20 protein-coding genes are annotated in these 23,901 nt (G+C 67.7%); 7 read left to right on the forward strand and 13 right to left on the reverse strand.

The genetic code is table 11. From position 1 onward, the window contains the following. Window positions 1-69 precede the first annotated feature (69 nt). The 3 genes from AC1D29_RS19355 to AC1D29_RS19365 are packed head-to-tail and all read right to left on the reverse strand — an operon-like array spanning window position 70 to window position 2,440. The gene (locus tag AC1D29_RS19355) at window positions 70-825 is read right to left on the reverse strand and encodes a LytR/AlgR family response regulator transcription factor (RefSeq protein ID WP_477900387.1); all 756 of its coding nucleotides are present in this window, start codon (window positions 823-825) and stop codon (window positions 70-72) included. Further along, a complete protein-coding gene (locus tag AC1D29_RS19360; RefSeq protein ID WP_477900389.1) occupies window positions 822-1,844 on the reverse strand; it encodes a sensor histidine kinase in 1,023 nt (340 codons plus the stop codon). The genes AC1D29_RS19355 and AC1D29_RS19360 overlap by 4 nt, the downstream gene beginning before the upstream one ends. A gap of 14 nt (window positions 1,845-1,858) precedes the next feature. Next, window positions 1,859-2,440: a hypothetical protein gene (locus AC1D29_RS19365; RefSeq protein WP_477900391.1), complete on the reverse strand. Its 582-nt coding sequence runs from the start codon at window positions 2,438-2,440 to the stop codon at window positions 1,859-1,861. A 133-nt stretch (window positions 2,441-2,573) separates the two neighbouring features. Between AC1D29_RS19365 and AC1D29_RS19370 the strand changes: the two genes are divergently transcribed. From AC1D29_RS19370 to AC1D29_RS19395, 6 genes are all read left to right on the forward strand, one after another. Beyond that, entirely contained in the window at window positions 2,574-3,275 is a 702-nt protein-coding gene (locus tag AC1D29_RS19370) for an ABC transporter ATP-binding protein (RefSeq protein ID WP_477900393.1), read from the forward strand. Further along, window positions 3,268-5,622 (forward strand): ABC transporter permease, encoded by a 2,355-nt coding sequence (locus AC1D29_RS19375; protein WP_477900395.1) that lies wholly within the window; start codon window positions 3,268-3,270, stop codon window positions 5,620-5,622. Before AC1D29_RS19370 ends, AC1D29_RS19375 begins: the two co-directional genes overlap by 8 nt. Before the next feature lie 151 nt (window positions 5,623-5,773). Then, window positions 5,774-7,075, forward strand: a complete 1,302-nt coding sequence (locus tag AC1D29_RS19380) for an ABC transporter substrate-binding protein (RefSeq protein ID WP_477900397.1) — start codon at window positions 5,774-5,776, stop codon at window positions 7,073-7,075. Then, window positions 7,072-7,791 carry a response regulator gene (locus AC1D29_RS19385; RefSeq protein ID WP_477900399.1) on the forward strand — a complete coding sequence of 240 codons (720 nt, stop codon included), beginning with the start codon at window positions 7,072-7,074 and terminating at the stop codon, window positions 7,789-7,791. The genes AC1D29_RS19380 and AC1D29_RS19385 overlap by 4 nt, the downstream gene beginning before the upstream one ends. Next, window positions 7,781-9,307: an ATP-binding protein gene (locus AC1D29_RS19390; RefSeq protein WP_477900401.1), complete on the forward strand. Its 1,527-nt coding sequence runs from the start codon at window positions 7,781-7,783 to the stop codon at window positions 9,305-9,307. Before AC1D29_RS19385 ends, AC1D29_RS19390 begins: the two co-directional genes overlap by 11 nt. Before the next feature lie 3 nt (window positions 9,308-9,310). Continuing rightward, complete coding sequence (locus AC1D29_RS19395; RefSeq protein ID WP_477900403.1) at window positions 9,311-10,801, forward strand: tryptophan halogenase family protein; 1,491 nt, start codon at window positions 9,311-9,313, stop codon at window positions 10,799-10,801. Window positions 10,802-11,000: 199 nt separating this feature from the next. Here AC1D29_RS19395 and truD read toward each other — a convergent pair whose 3' ends face one another. The 6 genes from truD to AC1D29_RS19425 form a co-directional block, all read right to left on the reverse strand. Continuing rightward, window positions 11,001-12,014 carry a tRNA pseudouridine(13) synthase TruD gene (gene truD / locus AC1D29_RS19400; RefSeq protein WP_477900405.1) on the reverse strand — a complete coding sequence of 338 codons (1,014 nt, stop codon included), beginning with the start codon at window positions 12,012-12,014 and terminating at the stop codon, window positions 11,001-11,003. Window positions 12,015-12,412: 398 nt separating this feature from the next. Beyond that, the gene (locus AC1D29_RS19405; RefSeq protein ID WP_477900407.1) at window positions 12,413-12,712 is read right to left on the reverse strand and encodes a hypothetical protein; all 300 of its coding nucleotides are present in this window, start codon (window positions 12,710-12,712) and stop codon (window positions 12,413-12,415) included. A gap of 66 nt (window positions 12,713-12,778) precedes the next feature. After that, window positions 12,779-13,225: an SMI1/KNR4 family protein gene (locus AC1D29_RS19410; protein ID WP_477900409.1), complete on the reverse strand. Its 447-nt coding sequence runs from the start codon at window positions 13,223-13,225 to the stop codon at window positions 12,779-12,781. 145 nt (window positions 13,226-13,370) lie between these two features. Further along, window positions 13,371-13,748 (reverse strand): hypothetical protein, encoded by a 378-nt coding sequence (locus AC1D29_RS19415; protein WP_477900411.1) that lies wholly within the window; start codon window positions 13,746-13,748, stop codon window positions 13,371-13,373. A 529-nt stretch (window positions 13,749-14,277) separates the two neighbouring features. Beyond that, window positions 14,278-15,597: a sugar MFS transporter gene (locus AC1D29_RS19420; protein WP_477900412.1), complete on the reverse strand. Its 1,320-nt coding sequence runs from the start codon at window positions 15,595-15,597 to the stop codon at window positions 14,278-14,280. 74 nt (window positions 15,598-15,671) lie between these two features. Further along, complete coding sequence (locus tag AC1D29_RS19425) at window positions 15,672-18,230, reverse strand: TonB-dependent receptor (protein ID WP_477900414.1); 2,559 nt, start codon at window positions 18,228-18,230, stop codon at window positions 15,672-15,674. Window positions 18,231-18,591: 361 nt separating this feature from the next. On the opposite strand from AC1D29_RS19425, the gene AC1D29_RS19430 reads away from it, so the two are divergent. Continuing rightward, on the forward strand, window positions 18,592-19,563 hold the full coding sequence (locus AC1D29_RS19430) for a hypothetical protein (protein WP_477900416.1): 972 nt from the start codon (window positions 18,592-18,594) through the stop codon (window positions 19,561-19,563). 9 nt (window positions 19,564-19,572) lie between these two features. Here AC1D29_RS19430 and fahA read toward each other — a convergent pair whose 3' ends face one another. Genes fahA through AC1D29_RS19450 form a run of 4 tightly spaced genes read right to left on the reverse strand, consistent with a single transcriptional unit; the run spans window position 19,573 to window position 23,855 of the window. Further along, window positions 19,573-20,802, reverse strand: a complete 1,230-nt coding sequence (gene fahA / locus AC1D29_RS19435) for a fumarylacetoacetase (RefSeq protein ID WP_477900418.1) — start codon at window positions 20,800-20,802, stop codon at window positions 19,573-19,575. Then, on the reverse strand, window positions 20,799-22,082 hold the full coding sequence (gene hmgA, locus AC1D29_RS19440; protein WP_477900420.1) for a homogentisate 1,2-dioxygenase: 1,284 nt from the start codon (window positions 22,080-22,082) through the stop codon (window positions 20,799-20,801). The genes fahA and hmgA overlap by 4 nt, the downstream gene beginning before the upstream one ends. Beyond that, a complete protein-coding gene (locus tag AC1D29_RS19445; protein WP_477900422.1) occupies window positions 22,075-22,278 on the reverse strand; it encodes a DUF2783 domain-containing protein in 204 nt (67 codons plus the stop codon). Before AC1D29_RS19445 ends, hmgA begins: the two co-directional genes overlap by 8 nt. Then, window positions 22,275-23,855 carry an FAD-dependent oxidoreductase gene (locus AC1D29_RS19450; protein ID WP_477900424.1) on the reverse strand — a complete coding sequence of 527 codons (1,581 nt, stop codon included), beginning with the start codon at window positions 23,853-23,855 and terminating at the stop codon, window positions 22,275-22,277. Before AC1D29_RS19450 ends, AC1D29_RS19445 begins: the two co-directional genes overlap by 4 nt. Window positions 23,856-23,901 lie beyond the last annotated feature (46 nt).

A 23,901-nucleotide genomic window follows, 5' to 3' on the forward strand; every position in this document is an offset into this window, starting at 1 on the left:
GGTGTACCGCAGCATGGCGACCACGCACCACGGCGGTCCGCGAGAGCCGGGTTTCTCCCGCCTTGGTGCTCAGTCGGCCAGCGCGCGCAAGACCTGGGACCGGCTGCGGCTGACAGGCAGCGCACGGCCGTCCTTCAGCTCGGCGCTGAGCTGGCCATTGGGCAGGCGACGAAAGCGCTGCACCGCGTCCAGGTTGACGATGCAGCCGCGGTGGATGCGCACGAAGCGCTGCGCGTCCAGCCGCTCCTCCAGTCGCGCCAGCGCCAGGTGCAACAGGTGCTCGGCACCGCCGGCGTGCACGGCGACGTAGTCACCCACGGCCTCGAAGTGGCTGACGTCGGCCACAGCCACCGGCACGATGGCCGCGCCGCTGCGCACGAACAGCCGCGTGACCGGGCCGCGCCCCAGCAGCTCGGCCAGCCGCTCCAGCGCCGGCGGGCAGGGCTCGCCCAGGGCCGCGCGCACGCGCTCCAGCGTCGCGTTCAGGCGCTCCGCGCCGAAGGGCTTGAGCAGGTAGTCCAGCGCGCCCAGCTCGAAGGCGGTGATGGCATGTTCGGCATGCGCCGTCGTGAAGACCACCAGCGGCGGCGGCGCGCCGCCCGCGGCCAGCAGGCGCTGCAGCACCTCGGTGCCGAGCAGGCCGGGCATCTGGATGTCCAGGAACACCAATTCAGGACGCAGGCGCTGGATCTCGGCCAGCGCCGCCGGGCCGTCGGCCGCCTCGCCGACGCACAGCAGCCAGGGCAGGCCGCGCAGCAGATGGCGCAGGCCGGCGCGGGCGACCGGCTCGTCGTCGGCGATCAGCGCGGTGACGGCGGCGGTCATTCGTCGGCGTCGCGCTGCAAGGGCAGGCGCAGCTCGGCGCGCAGGCCGCGGCCCGGCGCGGTGTCGAGCGCCAGCGTCGCGCCGCCGCCGTAGATCCCGCTCAGCCGCTCGCGCAGCCGGCGCAGGCCCGTGCCCGCCGCTTGCAGCGCGGCGGGCTCGGCGCCCATGCCATCGTCTTCGACGACGATGCGCAGCCCGGCGCCCTCCACGCTCGCCCGCACGCGCAGCGTCGTCGGCGCCACCCGCGGCGCAGCGCCGTGGCGCACGGCGTTCTCCACCAGCGTCTGCAGCGCAAAGCTGGGCAGCGCTTCGCCCAGCGCGGCGGGCGCGAAATCGGTGGCGACGATGAGCCGCTCGCCAAACCGGATGGCCTCGATGTCGAGGTAGAGCTGCACGACGGCCCACTCCTCGCGCAGCGTGACCAGCTCGCGCGGGTTGTCGAAGCTGGCGCGCAACAGCGCCGCCAGCTGCTCGGCCGCGCGGGTGGCGCGCTCGGGGTCCAGCGGGATCAGCTGCACCACCGTGTGCAAGGCATTGAACAGGAAGTGCGGATGCAGTTGCGCCCGCAGCGCGGCGAGCTGGCTGCGCGCCTGCAAGGCCTCCAGCTGCGCGTTGCGCGCGGCGGCGCGCTGCGCATAGGCCACGCCGGCGATCATCACGTAGAACCACACGCCGGTGACGAGGTAGGCGGCAATGCCAGGCCCGACCACGACGACGACACGCCTCTCCACCACGCTCTCGACGGCGCTGTTGGCCGCCACCCAGGCGACGGCATACAGCGCCGCGCCCAGCGCATGCTTGGCGATGAAGCCAAATTTCAGCGGATGCGGCCAGGGCAGGCGCGCCGTGAAGCGGTGCACGAGCAGACCCAGCAGCGCCGCCGTCGCCATCAGCCGCAGCGAGTAATGCAGCGCCGACGCGAACCCAGCGCCATGCACCGTCATCATCAGCACCGCAAACAGCGCCGCCACCGGCAGCCAGCCGATCAGCCATTGCGCCCAGATCCACGCTCGCCCCATCACCATCCTTTGCTCTACCGGACTGCCTTGCGCGACACGCGCTTGGCCACGACGGTCAGCGCGCCCTCGTCCCAGCTCGCGCCATTGTCGAGCGAGCGGTCCTGGCGCATCTTGAAGCGGTCGGCCGAGATCTCCAGGAAGCGCGTGCGCGTCAGCATCGGCTTGCCCTCGGCGTTCTGGCCGCTGCCCTCCAGCAGCATCTCGCCGCTCTGCCACTGGCCGCTGCTGCTGCCGAAGCGCGCGCGATAGACATCCAGGCCGCTGACCAGCCACCGCTTGGTCTTGGCGTCGAAGATGCGCTGGCTGTGGTTGAGCGCCGTCGGGTTGCCCGAGGCATCGAAGATGCGCAGCTCGTCGTCCAGGCCGTGGCCGTCGAAGGACTTCCAGGCCTTCCAGCTGCCGACCAGTCTGGGTGCGCCGTGGATCATCGCCGCCAGGCCACCGACCTTGGGCGACACCTCCAGCTCCCACTGGCCGACCAGGAAGTCGAACTGGGCGGCCTCGGCCGGCGCGGTGGCTGAAGCTGATGCAGCGCCGTGCTGGGCATGGGCAATGCCGGCCACAGCCAGCACGAGGGACAGGACAAGGGCTTTCATGGCGTCTCCAAAAGAAGGGATGCCGCCAGCATCGCGACACACGCCGCCCCTGACGAGGGCCTATTCGCCGAGTGGCACGACGGCGCCGTCGAGCGGTGTGCCGCGCGCCCTGGCGCTGCCTACATTGGCCGGCATGCAACAGAACCCAACACTCATCCGCCTGCGTGGCGTCGGCAAGAGCTACCCCGCCGCGGGTGGCGACTTCCATGCACTGAGCGCACTCGACCTCGACATCCACGCCGGCGAGTTCGTCGCCGTCGTGGGCCCCTCGGGCAGCGGCAAGTCGACGCTGCTGAACCTGCTGGCCGGCATCGACCGCGCGGGCAGCGGCGAGCTGAACGTCGCCGGGCAAGACCTGCGCACGCTGCCCGAGCGCGCCTTGTCGCGCTGGCGCGGCCGTGCGGTGGGCGTCGTGTTCCAGTTCTTCCAGCTGCTGCCCACGCTGACATCGCTGGAGAACGTCATGCTGCCGATGGACTTCTGCGACCAGTGGCCCGCCGCCGAACGGGGCGAGCGCGCCCGCGCGCTGCTGCAGCGCCTGGGCGTGGCCGACCAGGCCGACAAGTTCCCGGCGGCGCTGTCGGGCGGACAGCAGCAGCGGGTCGCGCTCGCCCGCGCGCTGGCAAACGCGCCGGCGCTGATCCTGGCCGACGAGCCCACCGGCAACCTCGACTCGGCCAATGCCGAGGCGCTGCTGGCGCTGCTGGCCGAATTGGCGCGCGAGCAAGGCGTCACCATCGTCATGGTCACGCACGAGGCCGCGGCGCTGGGCCAGGTGCAGCGCAGCCTGCGCCTGCACGACGGCCGCCTCGTCGAGGACCGCCGCCATGCTTGACGCCCGCTCGCGCAAGACCTGGCGCGACCTCTGGCAGCACCGCGCGCGCAGCGGGCTCGTCGTGCTGGCGGTGGCCCTGGGGCTGACGGCCGCCGGCACCATCCTGAACGCCTGGGCGCTCGTCGAGCGCGCCACCGACCTGGGCTACCGCGCCAGCCAGCCGGTCTCGGCCACGCTGCTGCTGGACCGCGCCGACGCGAGAGCGCTGGCACTGGCGCAAGCCCTGCCCGACATCGCCGCCGCGCGCCTGCGGCGCAGCGTGATGGCCGCCGTGCAGGCCAACGGCCGTGCGCGCAACGCCGTCGTCGTCGCGTTCGACGACTTCCAGCGCATCGACATCGGCCGGCTGCAGCCCGCCGCGTCGCCCACCGATGGCGGGCTGTGGATGGAGCGCTCGTCGCTGGATTTCTCCGGTGCCGGCGTCGGCGAGCCGGTGTCGCTGCGCCTGGCCGGCGGCGAGACCCAATCCCTGGCCATCCAAGGCCTGGTGCGCGACGTCAGCCAGGCACCGGGCTGGATGGAGAACCTCGTCTACCTCTACGGCAGCGAGGCGACGCTGACCGGCCTGGGCGCGCCGGCGGGCTTCAACGAGCTGCAGGTCCGCGTGCGCGACGAGCACGCGACCCGCGCCGACGTGCGCCGCATCGCCGAGGCATTGAAGGCCACGCTGAGCAGCGCCGGCTACCGCGTGAACGGCGTCGACGTGCCCGAACCGGGCCAGCACATCCACGCCGCACAGATGGACTCGCTGCTGATGACGCAAGGCGCGTTCGGCCTGCTGGCGCTGCTGGCCTGCGGCTTCCTGGTCGTCAACCTGGTGGCCGCGATGCTGGCCGGGCAGACACGCGAGATCGCCGTCATGAAGGTGCTGGGCGGCTCACCGGGCCAGATCGGCGCGATGGTGCTGGCCCAGGCCGGCGCGCTGGGCCTGTTGGCGTCCGCGATCGCCGTGCCCGCTGCGCTGTGGCTGGGCCGCGTCTATGGCGGGTTGAAGGCGGAGCTGCTGAACTTCCCGCTGGCCGGCATCGCCACGCCGGCCTGGGCCGTTGCGCTGCAGCTGGCCGTCGGCGTGGCACTGCCACTGGCCGCCGCCGCGCTGCCGGTGCGCGCGGCCCTGCGCCGGCCCGTGGGCGAGGCGCTGCGCGACATCGGCATCACGCGCGATGGCCAGGCGCTGAGCCTGCAACGCGGCGCACTCGCCGCCCGGCTGGTGCCTCACCTCGGCGGCTGGGCCAGGCCGCTGCTGCTGTCGGTGGGCAACGCCTTCCGGCGCCGCCAGCGCATGCTGTTGACCGTGCTCGCCCTGGCCAGCGGCGGCGCCGTCTACCTGGGTGCGGCCAATCTGCGCAGCGCGGTGCAGGGTTCGGTGGACGATCTCTTCAACGCCCAGCGCTACCAGGTGCAGCTGCGCGTCGGCGCGCCCACGCCTGCGCCCAGGCTGGAGGCGCTGGCGGCCAACGTGCCCGGTGTCGCCGCGGCCGAGGCCTGGCGCAGCATGCGGGCTACCGGGCTCGCCGAGCCCGTCACGCTGCTGGGCCTGCCCGCCGGCAGCCGGCTGCTGACGCCGCGCCTGCTCGACGGCCGCTGGCTGGCCGAGGGCGATGCGCGCGAACTGGTCGTCAGCCGCCTGCTGCAGAAGCAGCAGCCCGCGCTGACGGTGGGCAGCACGCACCGCCTGGCCGGCCAGGACTGGACCGTCGTGGGCCTTGTCGACAGCGGCCCGCAGGCCCTGGCCTACACATCGCGCGCCACGCTGGATGCACTGGCCGGCAACGATCTTGCGACCAGCCTGGTGCTGAGGCTGGCGACACCCAGCTCGCCCATCGCCTTGCTGGACGCCGTGCAGCAGCTGCGCGAGGTGCTGGCTGAGGCCGGCATCACCGTCGCCGCCAGCCAGTCCCAGGCCGAGAACCGCCGCGTCGTCGAGGACCATCTGCTGATGGTGGTGGACTTCCTCGGCGCGATGGGCCTGGTGATGATCGCCGTCGGCGCGATGGGCCTGGCATCGACGATGGGCCTGGCCGTGCTGGAACGTCAGCGCGAGATCGGCGTGCTGCGCGCCATCGGCGCGCGCGACGGCGCCATCCTCGCCGTGATCCAGGTCGAGGGGCTGACGCTGGTGATGCTGTCCTGGCTGGCCTCGCTGCCGCTGTCGCTGCCGATCAGCGCGCTGCTCGAAGCGGCCTTCGGCCGCATCATGTTCAGCGTGCCGTGGCGGCTGGTGCCGAGCGCTGGCGCGGCCTTCGGATGGCTGGGCCTGATGGCGCTGATTTCGCTCGTGGCATGCGCCCTGCCCGCGCGCCGCGCATTGCGAATTCCCGCCGCGCAAGCCCTCGCTTACAACTGAACGTCACGGTAAGCCCCAATCGCCATTTGCGGCCCTTCTCAAGACAATCACCGCCTCCCGGCAGTGGGCGGTGTCCTTGAGTCACACAACATTACAGAAGTCGTACGAAACGCAAGGTTGGCGCTGCCGGGTCGCCCGCAAGATGCGCCGCATGCTGGCGTTGGCGGTGTTGCCCTGGAGTTGCGCGGCCATGGCGGCCGGCCCGACCGTGGCTGCACCTGCGGCCGAGGGCGCGGGTGAACTCAATGTGCTGCACTGGTGGACGTCGGCGAGCGAGCGCGCGGCTGCCAACCATGTCGCCGCCCGCATGGCCGAGAACGGCTTGAAGTGGGTGGACGGCGCGGTCGCCGGCGGCGGCGGTGGCCCGGCCATCAAGGTGCTGAACGAGCGCATCCTGCGCCGCATGGCGCCCAAGGTGGCACAGCTCAACGGCCAGTCCATGACCGAATGGGCCGACATGGGCCTGCTGCTGGAGCTGGACGGCGTGGCCGCCAGGCGCAACTGGGCCAAGGTCATGTTCCCGCAGGTCATGGCGCAGGTGACCGTGCGCGGCCATGTCGTGGCGGCACCGCTGGGCATCCAGCGCATCAACAACCTCTACCTGAACAAGGCGCTGCTGAAGCGCCACGGCATCGAGCCGCCCAGCGACTGGGATGGGCTGGAGCGCGCGGCGGTGAAGCTGCGTGCGGCCGGCGTCACGCCGGTGGCCTTCAGCGACGAGCCCTGGCAGGTGGCCACCGTGTTCGAGGCCATGCTGCTCAGCGAAGCCGGCCCCGCGCTGTACCGCCGCATGCTAGAGCAACGCGACCTGACCGCCTTCGACGACCCCGCTCTGGAGCGCGCGCTCAAGCGCCTGCGCAACTGGCGCAACCTGGCGCTGCCGGCGAACCCGGCATTGGGCGGCGCGCCCGGCGAGCGGCCATGGACGGACGTCGTCGCCGACTTCGCCAACGAGCGCGCTGCCATGCTCATCATGGGCGACTGGGCGCGCGGCGAGTTGGGCACCCTGGGGCTGGAAGGCGAGCGTGACTTCGCCTGCCGCGCGGTGCCCGGCACGGCCCAGGCGCACCTGTACAGCATCGACACGCTGGCCATGCTGGCCGGCAACGGTTCAGCCCAGGCCGACCAGGAAAAGATGGCCGAGCTGCTGGGCAGCGCCACGCTGCAGCTGGGCTACAACCGCATCAAGGGCTCCATCCCCGTGCGCCGCGACGTGCCGGTGGATGAGCTGGACCCGTGCGCACAACAGTCGTTCCACCTCTTCGCCAACCCGACCACGCCGCGGGTGCCCAGCCTCGTGCACCGCATGGCGTTTGGCGAGGTCGGCAAGAACGCCATCATCGAAACCGTCCACCGCTTTGCGCTGGACCCGAGCCAGACGCCGGCCGCCGCGCAGCGCAAGCTGCAAGGCCTGCTGCGCGCACTGGCTCCCAAGAAAGCCTCCGCCCCATGACCCCGCGCAAGATCCTGATCGTCGACGACGACCAGAAAATCCGCAGCCTGCTGAAGACCTACCTCGAGAAGAACCAGTACGAGGTGCTGCTGGCCCACGACGGCGCCAGCTTCATGGCCGAGTTCGAGCGCCACCGCGACGAGATCAGCCTGTGCATCCTGGACGTGATGCTGCCCGACACCGAAGGCTTCACGCTGTGCCAGTCCGTGCGCCGCCGCTCGGAGGTGCCGGTCATCATGCTGACCGCCAGCGCCGACGAGACCGACCGCATCGTCGGCCTGGAGCTGGGCGCCGACGACTACCTCGGCAAGCCCTTCAACCCGCGCGAGCTGCTGGCGCGCATCAAGGCCATCACGCGCCGCACCGGGCAGGAGAAGGCCAAGGAGCCGCGCTACTACGCGTTCAACGGCTTCACGCTGGATTTGCTGGAGCGCAGCCTCATCGATCCCGACGGCACGGCCTCGGCGCTGTCGGGCATGGACTTCCAGCTGCTGAAGCTGCTGGTGGAGCACCCGGGCGAAGTGCTGGATCGCAGCCGGCTGGCCGAGGTCACGCGCGGGCGCGACCTGGGGCCGCTGGACCGCTCGCTGGACGTGCAGGTCAGCCGCCTGCGCCAGCGGCTGCAGGACGATGGCAAGCAGCCGGCGCTGATCAAGACGGTGCGCGGTTCGGGCTATGTCTTCTCCACGACCGTGACGCCGCGGCATGCCCTCTGAAGCGGCCGAGGCAGACGGCGCGCTCGACGGCCCGCCTCTGCCCGCACGCGGCTGGTGGCAACGCGCCAGCAGCTTTCTGTTCGACAGCCTGCAGGGCCGCTTCGTGCTGGCCATGCTGGGCGGGCTGGCGCTCGTACAACTGACCGTCAACCTTGTCTGGTACAGCCAGATCGAACAGCGCGTGCGGCGCCAGACCGAGCTGGCCGCCCACCACGTGGCCAGCGGCGCCATTGGGGCGGTGCGCGCGTTGCGCGAGCTGCCGGCCGCCTACCGGCCGCTGTTGATCGAACAGCTGCGCACGATGGGTGGTACGCGCTTTCTCGTCTTCTTCAACGGCGCCGCGGTGCCGGTGACGCCGCTGCCCGGCCAGGCCATGGCGCGCATGCTGGAGCAGCAGGTCGCCCAGGAGCTCACGGCGCAGCTGCCGCACGGTACCAAGCTGCATGTGGCGCTGGCGTCGCCCATCGGCCTGCAGGTCTCGCCCAGCGGCGCGCTGCTGAGTGACCTGCCGGAGAGCTGGGTGGAGCCGTCGCTGATCGCCGCCGAGCGGCCAGCGCCCTTCCTCGTCATCCAGGCCGAGACCGAGCCGGGCCAGTGGCTGTACCTCAGCAGCACGCTGCCCGACCCCTACTTCCTGGAGCAGTTGGAGTTCTTCACCTGGCAGCGCCTGACGCCGCAACTGCTGGCCCTGGGCCTGGCCGTGCTGCTGACGCTGATCGCCGTGCGCGCCATCACGCGGCCGCTGGCGGGTTTGAGCCGCGCGGCTGCGCGCGTGGGGCGGCGCGTGGCGCCCAAACCGTTGCGCGTCAGCGGCACGCAGGAGGTGAGGCACGCCATCGAGGCCTTCAACGACATGCAGGAGCGCATCCGCCGCTACATCGGCGACCGCGAGCGGCTGTTCGCGTCCATCTCGCACGACCTGCGCACGCCCATCACGCGGCTGCGGCTGCGCAGCGAGCTGCTGGACGACACCGCCGTGCAGGACGAGTTCCACGAGGACCTCGACGAGCTGGACATGATGGTCAAGACGGCGCTGCAGATCGTGAAGGACACCGACATCCACGAGAACCGCGCGCCACTGCGCATCGACCTTGTGCTGCAGAAGATGGTGCGGGACGCGCGCATGGGCGGGCACAAGGTGGAGCTGGAGAGCCAGCCACTGACGGTGTTCGGCAAACCGCTGGCACTCAAGCGCGCCATCGGCAACCTGCTGGACAACGCGATGTTCTATGGCGAAAGCCAGCAGCGGCCGGTCGAGGTCAGCATCGTGCCCGACGAGACGGGCATGGTGCTGGTGACGGTACGCGACCACGGCCCCGGCGTGCCCGAGGCTGCGCTGGCCAGGCTGGGCCAGCCCTACACGCGGCTGGACCATGGTGCCGCGATGCGCAAGGAAGGTCTCGGGCTGGGGCTGTCCATCGTGCGCGAGATCGTGGCGGACCACGGCGGCACCGTTCGCTTCCAGAACCACCCCGAGGGCGGCTTTGAAGTGCGCCTCGCTCTCCCTGCAGGCTGACGCATGACGCCACCCAAACACATCGCCATCGTCGGCGGCGGCACCGCCGGCTGGATGACGGCCAACCTGCTGCGCCACTGCTGGGCCAGGCTGGGCATCGAGGTCACATTGATCGAGTCGGCCGACATCGGCACCATCGGTGTCGGCGAGGGCTCGACGCCCTTCCTGCGCCACTTCTTCCGCACGCTGGGCATTGCCGAGCACGACTGGATGCCGGCATGCGACGCGACGTTCAAGTGCGGCATCCGCTTTCCCGGCTGGAGCACGGTGGCGGGCTACGAGAGCTACGTCCACCCCTTCTTCAACGAGGCCGATCGCGAGCTGGGCAACCAGTTCTTCACCAACGCCTGCCTGCGCCGGCGCGGCCAGGCGGCGGACGCCAACCCGCAAGACTTCTTCCTCGCCGCAGAGCTCGCGCGGCAGCGCCGTGCGCCGCACTACAAAAGCGAATCGCCGTTTGGCACGGACTACGCCTATCACTTCGACGCCGGCCGACTGGGCGCCTTCTTGCGCACGCACGCCGCGGGCCTGGGCGTACGCCACGTCGTCGACACGGTGGCGCGCGTGGAGCGGCACGAGAACGGCGACATCGCGGCCGTGCACCTCAACAGCGGTGCGCGCATCGCCGCAGACCTGTTCGTCGACTGCAGCGGCTTCAAGGGGCTGCTCATCACCGAGACACTGGGCGAACCGTTCCACCCCTACCGCGACAACCTGTTCAACGACCGCGCGATCGCCATCCCGACACCGCTGGCCAAGGGCGAAGACATCCCTTCGGAGACCGTCTCGACGGCGCTACGGCACGGCTGGGCCTGGCAGATCCCGCTGACGACACGCTTCGGCAACGGCTACGTCTACAGCTCGGACTTCATCAGCGACGACGACGCCGAGCGCGAGCTGCGCGACCACCTGGGCCCGGCGGCCGACGGCGCCACCGCGCGGCGGCTGCGCATGCGCGTGGGCTGCGTGAAACAGCACTGGCGGCAGAACTGCATCGCCATCGGCCTCGCGCAAGGCTTCATCGAGCCGCTGGAGGCGACGGCGCTGATGCTGATCCAGCTCAGCGTGGAGCAGTTCATCGCCGCGTGCGAAGCGGACGGCTTCGGCCGTGCCAGGCAAGCCGCCTTCAACGAGGGCGTGAACGCGATGTTCGAAGGCGTGCGCGACTACGTCGTCGCCCACTACCAGCTCAACACGCGCCGCGACACCGACTACTGGCGCACCAACCGAGCGAACCGCCACATCTCCGACCGCCTCGCCAGCCTGCTCGACGCGTGGGATCGCGGCGGCGATTTCGAAGCCGAACTGGAACGCCACGGCTCGGCGCTGATGTATCTGCGGCCGTCCTGGTACGCGCTGTTCGCCGGCATGGGCCGCTTTCCGGCTGAACTGCGGCCGGCGCCGATGGCTGTCACTGCGGCTCAGGCCAAAGAGCGCCTGCGGCAGCTGGCAGAAGCGTTCAGCTCACATCGCCGCCACCTGACGAGCGCATGAGGCGCTCGGGGCGTGGCATCGCCTGTTCAGCCGGGCTGACCAACAGCTAGAGGCTGGGTGCAGTCGGTCGGTGCCGATCGGCCGAATGCCGGCAACGCCCGCAAGCGGCCGCCTGCCGCATCCAGTGTGAACACGCACCGACGGGAAACGGTGTGCCAGGAACACGGTCTGCACCCGTCAGCCCGACGTGAAGGCACTGTCACTCGACCGCCTCAGAGTCGTTCTCTGCGTGCCGGTCAGGCTCCGTGGTGCGGAGGATTTCGTTCAGAAGGGACGTGGCGTAATTCCCGGCGGGCAAAGAGAACGTGAGCACCAGTTGATGGGCTTGCGGCCATTCCCATGTCATGTCCACGGGGCTCGCCACCAGGGCGCGGCGCTCCTGATCCAGGCCGGCGTGTTCCATGCCGTCGCACAAGGTGGCGTGACGTTCAGCCACGCCGTTCTCCAGGGCCTGCGCGTCATCGGTGGTCATCACGCGGCCCCGTCCCCAGAGCGGTCCGGTCGGCCGGCCCGCGTCGTCCATCACGTCACCGGACAGGGTCTTGCCCCAGAGCCCTTGCCGAATTCGCAGCGCCAGCACTTCATTGAAGACGAAGGAGCGCACCGCCGACAGGTAGATGCCCTTCTTCTTCGGGTTGCGCACGCGGATTTCGCGCGCCAGCATGGCCCGGCCCTGCTCGACGTTGCCGCCCTCAAAGCCGAAACGCTGAGCACCGAAGTAGTTGGGCGCGCCCTGTGACGCCACCGCCTTGAGATTGACCTCAATGGCGTCGCGGTCCCCGGTCACGTCACGCAGCACGATGCGGAACCGGTTGCCCTGCAGGTCACCGCGGCGCAGCTTCTTCACGTGGCGGCTCTGGCTCAGCACCTTGAATTCCGGGTGCTGAAGCAGGGTCAGGTCGAGCGTCTCGCCCTTCGGCCTGTAGATGCTGAACCACTGACGGGTGATGGCGTAGCGGTCCTTGAGGCCGGCATAGCCCACATCCCATTCCTGCACGCCGGCGGCCTCGGCCAGCTGCTGGGCGACGAAGGCGGTGTTGGCACCGTTCTTCTCGACGTCCAGCCAGATGTGTTCGCCCTCACCGGAGGGGAGCTGCAGCGGCAGTTCGGTCACGATGAAATCCTCGTTGAGGCCTTTCAGGGTGGCGCTGGCGCCGCTGGCCGGATAGGCGTTGGGCCACTGCGGCAAGGTCGTGTATTGAGCGTCGGTCATGAGTGGTCTGACGGCATCCGCCGTCGATAGGGACAAGCTGTCTAGCCGACAGGGGCGTGATTCTCTCCCTGCCCACATGCCTCGACGAGCACCAACGGATGCGACCTCGATGGGAACCGTTGCGAGCTACGACAGGCGGCTTCCGGGCGGCGACGTCAACTCACGGGCCCGGCCAGGAACGGAAGTGCGTCCGGGGGCCAATGACGGTGCAAGGCTGGTTGCCGCCGTTCGCGTCAGGTCTGCCCGCTGGCAGCCAGCGACCCAGGGCGGAAATCGGCCTTGCCTGAGTAGTGGCCGGAAAGCTGAAGTTCAACGTCTGAATTGACCGGCGCGCTGCAAGCGATCGCGTGCAGCGCGCAAAGCCGCCAGAGCGTCCGTGTCGAATGAAATGTTAGAAGTCATGCCCAACGGAGGGCCACGCCTAGCAGCGCAATGCCCAGACCAAGAATCGGCGCTAGCTTAGCCTTGAGGCGCACGTTTTCAGTGAAGCGTTCGTGGCGCGACGGAGCGTTGACATAAACAGAGAGCCACAGCGCGAATGCGAATAACGCGTAACCCGTCGCCACCACAAGGTATGCCCAGGGTCCTCCGTCCATGTAGCTGCTCAGCGGGGGCCCTGCAAACACGACTCCGAACACGGTGTACGACAAGCGTGCAAGCCATGTGTCCTCCCGGAAGTTCGCGCGATACCACTTCATGATTTCTAACGTGAAAGTGAGCGGACGCCGCAGGCGGTCCGCTCGAATGGCAGGTTAAGCAGAAGGCTACGCATAGGGCACGAGGTCGACGGAATCCATCCACTGCAGGATTCTGTAGTCGCGCCGCTCCAATTCAATCAGCATTGCTTCAAATGATGGTGCGATGACGGCGCAAGAACGCTCAGCTCGAGGAAAGAACACAACCTGCTCGTCGGCCGAGGAGAGGCCGTAAAAGCTACCAAGCTCATCCTGTGCGAATAGAAATCCGCTCTTGTGTTCCCCCTCCTGAATTGGCTGCAACCAATCATCCCGAAAGCTGAGCACCCGGTCGATATCGCCGTAGCCCGCGATCAGGAGCCAGGACTTCAGATCCGAGGGAAGTCGGCGACCGATTCGCTCTTCGACCTTTGCCAGGTCAGCCTGCGAGGGATGCTTGTACAACTCAAACACGGGCCGCGAACCGAACCGGCCCTGACGCCTTGCGGCTAGAAAACGATCTGCGAGCTCGCGCATCCTGCTGCTTAACGTTAAGTTCAACGGCAGTTTGTAAGTTGTGAATTTGTGGAATATTTTTGCGAAGCAAAACCACAAAGGCGCGACTTACAAACTGTCCAGCGCCGAAGGCGCGTGTTGCAACGCCTTGTTAGGCTTTTGTATTTTAGAATATTTCCATGACAACTGACTCGCCTTGTGGCGAGAAGGTAAAAATTACTGATTCATATTGTCCCTCAACAGTTTCGATATCTATTGAGTCGCCACTTTCAAAGATAATATTCAATAGGTTGCGAGCCTTTAAATGAGCTTTTATGGCCCGCTGACGACCAAGAGAACCCCATGGGCTAGAGTTAGGAGCATCATTCCACTCATAAGCATTTCCATTGATGGAGGCAAACACTCTTTCCTCACATTGGATATTGAAATTAACAAACTGAATATTTAAACCGTAGGAAGCCAGAAGAACCGATTCTACGAATTCTTCATTTTCTGAGAAGTAATTATTCAAAAGCTCTACAATTTCTTCGCTAAAATTAATCATGCTCAGTCCGATTGTGCCTAACTACTAGTTTATCCAGCACGTCGTGCTGCATAACTCCACCGACTGCTGCTTAACCAAGCCCCAGCGATTTCCGGCAAGGCCTTGTCCGGCATAGGAAATTCTTCCGGCTGACCGGAGCTGGGTGTCATTAAATTGATGTGGAAAGCGGCATTCATCGGCGCGACTCTGCCAGCCGCTCGAAGCCGGCGCAACGGTGGAATTTCCCTCACGCAGACCTGGCAACCGACTTGCGCAGATCGGCCATGCTGGCCTCCGCATACCAGCCGCACCCGGGTGACAGCTTCTGGCGGCGGACGTTGACGGCTAACAAGCTGACCGGAAGCAATCGCGGCAGAGCGGTCAACCACAACGACGCGACGGTCGCCTGCTATTTGGATAACGACGCAAGGCCCTGTACGTGCCCCATGTAGCGCACGCCAAACGCTGCCGACACGCAGCGGCGGGTGGGGCCGCAGTGGCTCGTGGCGACAAGACTGCGGCGTTCAACAGCGCGGCGCCCCGCCGACGCTCACCGGCGCCTGAGTTTGCTGCCCACCAGCGCGTAAAAGAGGACCAACGCATACCACGGCAGCATGACCCAGTACGCATGCTGCGGGCCGCTGACGTCGGCCAGATGGCCGTACAGCATCGGGATCAAAGCCCCACCCGCGATGCCCATGATCAGCAGCGCCGAGCCGGCCGCCGTGTATTTGCCCAACCCTTCGAGCGCCAGCGGCCAGATGGACGGCCAGACCAGCGCGTTGGATAGGCCCAGCAGCGCCAGGCACAGCACGGTGTCGGGGACCGGCGGCACGCCCAGCCAGCCGAGCAGCGTCTGCGACAGCGCGGTGCTGGTGGGTGACGTGAGCGCGATGCCGCTGGCGAACAGCAGGCCGGTGACTGACGAGAACACCAGCGCGGCGCGTTGCGACATGAAGCGCGGGATGAGTGCCACACCCAGCACGTAGCCCAGCACCATGAAGCCCATGGTGTACGACGTGAGCACGGCGTAGTGCTCCACGCCCAGTTGGCGGCCGTACAGGCCGATGGTGTCGCCGGCGATGACCTCCACGCCCACGTAGCCGAACAGCGCGATGGCGCCCAGCACGACCTGCGGGTGCTGGAACACGCCCCAGCGCTTGACCTCTCCTGTCGGTGCATCGGCAGCCTCCAGCTCGGGCTCGCGCAGCGACGAGAAGTGGATGAGCAGCATGAACAGGAACAGGCCCGCGGCCATGACCGCGTACGGGAACACCAACCGCTGCGACAGCTCGTTGCGCAGGGCCTCGCGGCCGGCGGCGTCCAGCGCGGCCAGGGCCGACTCCGAGAAGCGCTCCATGCCCGACAGGATCAGCGCCGAGAACACCAGCGGCACGACGATGCCCGCGCCCTTGTTGAACAAGCCCATGATGCTGATGCGCATGGCCGCGCTCTCGCGCGGGCCGATGCAGACGATGTACGGGTTGATGGCCGTCTGCATCAGCGTCATGCCGCTGGCCAGCGTGAACAGGGCGGCCAGGAAGATGGCGTATTGCCCCGACTTCGCTGCCGGGATGAAGGCCAGCGCGCCGAGTGTCATGACCCCCAGCGCCACCGTCATGCCGCGCTTGTAGCCGATGCGCGCGAGGATGGCCGCGCTGGGCAGCGCCATCACCGTGTAGGCGATGTAGAACGCGAACGCGACCCACAGCGCCTGGAAGTTGTTCAGCTCGCAGACGATCTTCAGGAAGGGGATCAGCGAACCGTTCAGCCAGGTGACGAAGCCGAGGATGAAGAACATCAGCCCGATGAAGAGCATGGGCAGCAGCACGCCCTGGCCTGCCGTGGGTGTGAGGGTTTTGGTGTGCATTTGAGAAGGCGTCAGGCAAGGGCTGGCAGCGGTGTGTTTACACCGCCGCCAAGAACCACAACAGAGGTCGAACCTTAGAACTTGGCTCGCACGCCCAGGCTGTAGCGGGCGCCGTTCTCGTACACGCCGACCGGGATGCCGTCGACCGTGTTGGACTTGATGACCTCGTTGTTGAGGTTCACCGCGCTGGCATAGACCGTGACCTTGTTCGTCACGTCCCAGCTGGCCGACGCGTCCCACTGGCCGTAGGCGCTGTTGACGACCTGGCCGCCCATCTCCACGTTGCCATAGCTCTTGGAGCGGTAGTTGTACGAGACGCGCAGGCTGATGGGGCCTTGCTCGTAGTAGCCGCTGAAGTTGAACTGGTCACGCGAGTTGCCCAGCACCTTCAGGCGCGGCTGGCCGGCCACGGCGCCGGCCTTGGCGTCGGTGAAGGTGTAGTTCACGACGGTGCCGAAGCCGCTGTTGCCGAACGGCTGCTGCCACTGCAGCTCGAAGCCCTTGATGTCGGCGCCGTTGTCGGCGTTGTAGGGGCGCTCGACCGTCAGCGTCTCGCTGCCCACCTGCTCGGACTTGGACGCCTTGTAGGTGAAGGTGTCGAGCTTCTTGATGAAGAAGGTGCCGGAGATCAGCGACGCGTCGGCGTAGTACCACTCGGCGCCGATCTCGGCCTGGTTGGCATGGACCGGCTTGAGCAGCGGGTTGCCGGCGTAGCCCTTGCTCAGCACAGTGCCGTCGCGGCGCAGACCGGGGCTGAGCAGGTCGAAGGTCTGGCGGGCCATCGCGCGCGACACCGAGCCGCGCAGGATCAGCTCCTTGCTGAGGTCGTACGCCACGTTGAGGCTGGGCAGCGCGTCGGTGTAGTTGTTGCCGACACTGGTGGGCGAGAAGCCGCCGCTGGAGTTGCCCAGGTAGCCGTCCGAGGTCTGCTGCGTGCGCACGAAACGCAGGCCGAAGTCGCCGCGGAACTTGGCCACCGAGAAGTCGGCCTTGGCGTACAGCGCCGAGATGCGCTCGTGGATCTTGTAGTTCTCGTTGAGCACATCCTTGTACGTCATGGCCTTGTCGTACATCGGGATGGCCTTGCTCGCCACGAGACCGTCATCGAACCAGGCGTACTGCGTCAGCGCATCCGACGTGGCGGCGGCCTGGCTCAGCAGCGGCGACGGGCCGGTGGACAAGTCGGCCAGCGTGAACGACTGCCAACCGGTCGACGTGGGGCCGGCGGTGCCCTGGATGCGGAAGTTCTTCAGCGTGTTGTCGCGCAGCTTCACGCCGAACTTCACGGCGGTGATGGGGCTGTTGTCGAAGTCCAGCGTCACGTCGCCCTGGGCGTAGTTCTCCTTGGCCTCCATGCGGCGGATGCGGTCGTCGCCGGCCTTCAGCGTCAGCGCCTTGGGGTCCAGCGGGCTGATGTCGAGGTACTTCACGCCGTAGTGGTCCGGGCCCAGGCTGATCGTCGTGCGCGTGTCGCCTTCCATCCAGAAGTGGCGGTCATGCGAACTGCCGCCCGAGCTGTTGGTCGTGCCGACTTGCCCGTGCAACTTCCAGTTGCCCGCCTGGTAGCTGCCGTCCAGGTCCGCCACGCGGGACTTGATGTAGCTCTCGCGGTAGATGGGCTCGAAGGACACACCGGTCTTGGGGCCGACCGTGCCGCCCACCAGCGCTTTGCTGCCGTCGCTGACGGTGATGAACTTCGGGTCGGTGACGCTGATGACGCCGCCCACCGCCAGGCCGCCGGCCTGCCAGAGGTAGTTCTGGTTGTTGTTGTCCATCTTCATGTCCGAATCCATCAGGTTCAGGACGATGTCGGTGGCCGGGTTGGGCTGGAACTGCAGCGCCAGGTTGGTGGTGGTGCGCTCGCGCTCCTGGCGGAAGATGGCCGAGCCACCGCCCCAGGAGGCATAGGCGTTGGTGACGGCGCCGTTCTGGTCCTTCACGTCGTACTTGCCGTCGGAGAACTGCTCCAGGCCGTCGCGGCGCATGTGCCGCTTCTGGCTGCTGATGGCCAGCAGCACGCCGAAGGTCTTGTCGTCGCTCTTCCAGTTCAGCAGGCCCGACAGCTGCGGGTCGGTCTTGCCCGGCAGCTTGCTGTACATCGCCTCGGCCGAGACCTGCAGCGTCAGCTGGTCCTTGAAGGCCAGCGGCTTGCGCGTCTTGACGATGACCAGGCCGCCAATCGAGCCTTCATCGAGGTCGGCCGACGGGCTCTTGAAGACGTCCAGGCTGCCGACGATCTCGGACGGCAGCACGTCGTAGTTGAAGCTGCGCGTCTGCGGCTCGTTCAGCCACCACTCCGACGACGCCACGGCCTGGCCGTTGAGCTGCGTCATGTTGAGGTTCTTGTCCGTGCCGCGCACGAAGATGGCCTTGCCCTCGCCCCAGATGCGGTCCACCGAGATGCCCGGCACGCGCTGCAGCGAGTCGGCCACGTTCTTGTCGGGGAACTTGCCCACGTCCTCGGCGCTGATGCTGTCGACGATGTTCTGCGACTCGCGCTTCTCGGCGAGGTTCTTCTTCAGCGTCGCCCGCACGCCGCGGATCTCGACGGTTTCCAGCTGCTGGTTTGCGTCCTGCGCGAAGGCCGGCGCCAGTGCCGCGCCTCCCAGCGCGAGGCCGATGAGTTGGGGCAAGAGAAGGGGCTTGAAATGAGGCTTGGCCACGTAGGTGCTCCTGGGCAACGAGTTCTGTTGGACAACAAGGCGCCGCGCCCGTGGCTGCGTGCCATCGGGTGGGGCTCAACTCAGAAGGCCAGGGCTGCGTTGTCTCTTGTCGTCAGACCCTGGCCAGTGCCCGCAATCTAGCGGCGGCGCTCACGCGCGGCGCACGGCGTTGCGCTTTGTTGGACTTCATTGCGCCGACGTTACGTTGGCGCAAGACAGACTCAGGAACCCGTTCGGGAATTCCCTGTGCAGCGAGTTCCCCAGAGAATCCGCGCCACGCGCTTGGCAACGCAGATGCCGCTGATGCGTCGTCCTGGCCGAATAGATCGACATGAAACAGTTTTTTTGGATACCCGGAACGGGCATTGACCAGTCGGCGTTGGAGCGACTGCGCAAGCACTTCCGCAAGCCTTCCGAGCTCATGGGCGAGGCATGGTTCATGGGTGACGTGCGCAAGATGTTTCCCGAGTTGCGTGGAGGCCTCGAAACGATTTCCACGCGGGACCTGCAGAAGCCGCTTGAAGAGATTGCGACTGGCACCAGTTCGTTCGGTCCGATGAGGGAATGGACTGCTTGGTACCACTATCTTCTTGGCGCGTTGTTGCCGCGGAGCCATGAGGCGCACGTCTCGTACTTGCTGGAGTCGCTGATCACCGGCTTCATGGCGATGTACCCTAATGGCGTCTATCGCGAGCCCTACAAGGGATTCCACGAGGACGCGTTGCTGACCTTGGGGCGTTCCATCATGGACAGCGACTGCTGGAGCGGCGCCGAGGTGGCGATTGGCAAGATGCTGCGCCGCTCGAACAACAACCCAAACCAAGTCTGGATCTGGTGGGACGCAAGCGGAGACTTCACCGCGTCGATGTTCTTCTGCCTGAAGTACTTGCCTGAATCAGCCATTGAGCCATGGCTGCGCTCGGTGCTCGACATACCGTCGGCCCACTGGCGCGCGCAGGTCATCGTCTGGTTTGTCGGAGCGAACGCGATTCTGAACGGCGTCGTGCAGTGGCCTTCAGAATTCCCGATAGAGGCCCGTCCGTACATCGGCTGGGAATGCTCTCATTGTCTCAGGCCCGACTTGGCCAGCTCCGACGAAAGCGGGTCACCACCTTCGGCCACCTTCATCAACGAAAGGTCTCGGACTGCGACCCTGAAGGTCTTGCGCGCGTACTTCAGTGAGGACAAGTTTCTGGAGTGGCTCGAGTGCATATCGACCGTCCCCGACTTGGAGGCAGAACTCGCCGAAATCCCTTCGACGTTCGAAACGCTCTACGTTCGTCCGACGACCTCCGACGAGTAGATTGCCTCCTTAGGAAACGATCTTGCCGTCACAAGCCCCGAAACCGATGCGCCGGAATCCGGGTTTCTCCGCAAAGGCGCGCAGGCCGAGCTGATCGCCATCGAGCACGAAGGTCCGTTGCTCGCCGTTGGGCAACGTGATCGGCTGCTTGCCGCCGCCCGTCAGCTCCAGCAGCGAGCCCGCCTCTTCCTGTGCCGGGCCGCTGATGGTGCCCGTGCCCAGCAGGTCGCCCGGCTGCAGGTTGCAGCCGTTGCTGGCGTGGTGCGTCAGCATCTGCGCGAGCGACCAGTACGCATGGCGCAGGTTGGAGCGCGACAGGCGTGCGGGCTCGTTCATGGCCGGCGTCTTGAACCAGACCTCCAGCTCGATGTCGAAGCTGGCGCTCGCGCGGTGCGCCGGGGAGTCCAGATATGGCAGCGGCTGCGGGTCGCCTTCGGGCCGCGTGAACGGGATGCGGAAAGGCGCCAGCGCCTCCATCGTGACGATCCACGGCGAGATGGTGGTGCCGAAGTTCTTCGCCAGGAAAGGCCCCAGCGGCTGGTACTCCCAGGGCTGGATGTCGCGGGCCGACCAGTCGTTCAGCAGCGTCAGGCCGAAGGCGTGTTCGTCGGCCTCATCGATGCCGAAGGGCTCGCCCAGCGCGTTGCCAGGGCCGACGAACAGGCCCAGTTCCAGCTCGCAGTCGACGCGGGCACTGGGCTTGAAGACGGGCATGTCGGCATCGGGCGGCTTGACCTGGCCCTTGGGCCGGCGCAGCGGCGTGCCGCTGACGACGATGGAGGAACTGCGCCCGTGGTAGCCGATGGGCACCCACTGGTAGTTGGGCAGCAGCGGGTTGTCGGGTCGGAACAGCTTGCCAATGGCGCGCGCGTGATGGATGCCGGTGTAGAAGTCGGTGTAGTCGCCGATGCGGCAGGGCAGCGTGTATTCGGCGGCCGCCTGCGGCAGCAGCTCGATCTCGGGCGCGCCGTCCTTCAAGGTGTCGAACAGGCGGTGGCGCAACGCCAGGCGCTCGCTGCTGGGGCGGGCCATCAGCGCGTTCAGGTCGGTGATGCCCCAGCCGGTCAAGTCCAGGATCTGGTCGCCAATGCCCACGCCGATGCGCCAGGGCTCCAGCGTGCCGGCACGGCGGAAGCTGCAGAACGGCAGGTTCTGCAGCGGGAAGTCGGTGGCCGGGTCATTGGCCGAGGCGACCCAGGAGCGGGCCGCGGCGTCGTGGGTGTGGTCGATGGTGCTCATGCTTTGAATTCGTCTTTCAGGCCCTGCCAGCAGTGGGCATAGGTGGTCTCCAGCGGTGCATCGTTCAGCGCCCAGGCGGTGGGCTTCAGGGGCCAACGCGTCTCGAACATGAAGGCGAGTGTGGCGTCCAGCTTGTGCGGCTTCAAGTCGGCACCGCTGGCCTTGTCGAAGGCCTCGGTGTCGGGGCCGTGCGGCACATAGCTGTTGTGCAGGCTGGCACCGCCGGGTTTAAAGCCCTCGGGCTTGGCGTCGTACTGGCCCAGCACCAGGCCCATGAACTCGCTCATCACGTTGCGGTGGTACCAGGGGGGGCGGAAGGTGTCCTCGGCCACCATCCAGCGCGGCGGGAAGATGACGAAGTCGACGTTGGCCCAGCCGGGCGTGTCGCTGGGACTCGTGAGCACCGTGAAGATGCTGGGGTCGGGGTGGTCGAAGCTGACGGTGTTGATCGTCATGAAGCGGGACGTGTCCCAGCGGTAGGGCGTCAGGTTGCCGTGCCAGGCGACGACGTTGAAGGGGCTGTGCGCCTGCGTCGCGCGCCACAGCTTGCCGCCGTAGCGCTTGACGATCTCGTAGGCGCCATCCTCCCGCTCGTGCCAGGCCACGGGCGCCTCGAAGTCGCGCGGGTTGGCCAGGCCGTTGGAGCCGATGGGACCCAGCTCCGGCAGGCGGAAGGCCGCGCCGTGGTTCTCACAGACATAGCCGCGCGCGGGCACGTCCAGCGGGTCGACCTTGAAGGCCATGCCGCGCGGCAGCAGCGCGATCGAGCCGGGAGTGACTTCCAGTCGGCCCAGTTCGGTCGTCACGAGCAGGCGGCCCTGCTGCGGCACCAGCAGCATCTCGGCGTCGGCATTCACCAGCGCGCGGCGGCCCATGGCGCGCGTCGCGACATAGGCCAGCGCACCCATGCCCTGCATGCCGGCCTCGCCGTTCACCGCATAGCTGCGCAGCCCGTCGATGAAGTCGCCATCGCCTTGCAGCGGCGTTGGCCCCCAACGCAACGGGTCGGGCGAGGCGCACTCGCCTTCAGCCGCGCCGCTCTTCCACAGCGCGTGCGCCAGCGGCTCGTAGCCGCCCACGACGACCGACGGCCGACGGCGGTACAGCCAGGTGCGCTGGTTGTCGGCCCGCGGCGCGGTGAAGGCGCTGCCCGACAGCAGCTCGGCGTAGAGCCCGTGGGGCGCCTTTTGCGGGCTGTTGCGGCCTATGGGCAGCGCGCCGGGCACGGCTTCGCTCTGATGCTGGTTGCCGAACCCGGCAAGGTAGGTCAGTTCAGTCATGGCGTTCGTGATGGGCCAGCGCGAAAGCTTCTCGAAGCACCTCGCGGTCGCCGATGTGGTTGCACAGGATCAGGGTCAGCCGCGCCAGCCAGTCGGCGGCCTGCTCGTCGCCCAGGCTGGCCTGCGCGGCGATCAACTCGGCATAGAAGGCATCGGCCTCGCGACCGAAGTTGGGCGTCAGCTTCAAGGAACTCATGAGGGCCTCCCATGGGCGCGGGCCAGGGCCGCAGCCACCGCGTCGGGGTCGAAACGATGCCAGCGCGCGGCGACGACGGCGTCGGGGCGAATCAGCAGCACGCTGCCCGGGCGGGCGCCATAGCGCGTGGCGGCCAAGCCTTCGCCCGGCAGGGTGATGACACGCAGGCCGGGCACCACCACCGGCCAGCCGAAGGCCAGCAGCACGAAGCCGGCGCCCCACTGCTCGCTGAGCCAGCCGCTCCCCTCCAACGGCGCGTCCGGGGCCGGGCAGCCGGGCGCGGGACCGCCCGCCCAGGCTTCGCCGTCCAGCGTGCTCAAAGGCGAATCGACATGCTCGGTCGGCAGGGACAGGCGGCCGCTGTTGACCAGCGGCTTGGCCAAGTCGGTGCGCGCGGCCAGGTCCAGTGCGGCCTTGCGCAGGCGCAGGCTCAGGGCGCTCTTGGGGCTGATGAAGTCGGTCGCACGCGTCGAATGGCCGATGTTGTCGTCGGCGGCCTCGATGCGCTCGAACTCGTAGCTGTCGAGCAGCACGTCGCCACCCTCGCCTTTCAGCACGGCGGCGAGTTTCCAGCCCAGGTTGTCGGCGTCCTGCACGCCGCTGTTGGCGCCACGCGCGCCGAAGGGCGAGACCTGGTGCGCCGCGTCGCCGGCCAGCAGCACGCGCCCCGACCGGAAGCGCTCGGCCCGCCGGCAGCTGAATTGGTAGATGGACGACCAGGCGAGTTCGAAACCCTCGGTGTCCAGCATCGCGGCGACGCGGGCCTTGATGCGGTCGACATCGCGTTCGGCCGCGACATCGGCGTCACGGCCGAGCTGGAAGTCGATGCGCCACAGCCCGTCCGCCTGCGCATGCAGCAGCACGGACTGGCCGCGATGGAACGGCGGATCGAACCAGAACCAGCGCTCCGGCCGGGCGGGGTCCAGCCCGCGCGGTCGCACGCCCGGTGCCAGTCGCACGTCGGCGATCAGGAAGCGGTCCTCGAACACCTGCCCCTGAAAGCTCAGGCCCAGCAACTGCCGCGTCGGGCTGCGCGCGCCGTCGCAGCCGATGACCCAGTCGGCGCGCATGTCGAACAGGCCGTCCGACGTGCGCACGTTCAGCGTCACGCCGGCCTCGTCTTGCTCCAGGCCGATCAGCTCATGCTTGCCGCGCAACTCGATGCGCGGCTCCAGCTGCACGGCGCGCACCAGCCGCGCCTCGACCTGGTCCTGCTGCAGGTTGACCATGGCCGGCATCTTGTGATGCGCCTCCGGCAGCAGGTCGAAGGCATAGGCCTCGCGCTCGCCGTGGAAGACGCGGCCGCGCTGCCAGCGCACGCCCTCGCGTGCGACGGCCTCGCCGACGCCGAAGCGGTCGAACACCTCCAGCGTCTTCTTGGCCCAGCAGACGGCGCGCGAGCCCTCGCCAATGCGGTCGCTGTCGTCGATGACGACGACGGGCACATCGCGCTTCGCCAGGTCCAGCGCCAGCGTCAGCCCCACCGGGCCGGCGCCGACGATGACGACAGGGCGGCGCTGCGGCTGGCCGGAGCGCTGCTCCAGGCTTTGGTGATACGGGTAGCGCGGCAGGTCCATCACACCAACTCTTCGATCACGTCGTGCATAGCCGCGGGCCGAGCGC

Source organism: Roseateles sp. P1_C6 (genome assembly GCF_056406315.1).